Genomic DNA, 221 nt, shown 5'->3' on the forward strand with positions numbered 1-221 from the left:
AGGGAAAAGGAAAAAAAGGAAGGAGAGAAAGAAAAAAAAAGAAGGGGAAGAGAAAAAAAAGAGAGGAGGAGGAGAGGGGGGAAGAGGGAAAGAAAGGGGAGAGGAGGGAAGAAAGGAGGGGAAAAAGAAAGAGAAAAAGAAAAGGAAGAGGAAAGAAAAAAGGGGGAGAGGAGGGCGCGGGCAGCAACGGCGGATATCATACCTGCATTCAAATCCGCATC

The 221-nt window shown here is 46.6% G+C and carries 1 protein-coding gene; it reads left to right on the forward strand.

Annotated elements, in window-relative coordinates:
* Window positions 1–221 (forward strand): hypothetical protein (locus tag AB1471_RS19260; protein ID WP_367781109.1); only part of this gene is annotated, 221 nt, incomplete at both ends.

Origin of the sequence: Jeotgalibacillus marinus, assembly GCF_040801915.1 — a bacterium.
In the GTDB taxonomy this organism is placed as follows: Bacteria; Bacillota; Bacilli; order Bacillales; family Jeotgalibacillaceae; genus Jeotgalibacillus; species Jeotgalibacillus marinus.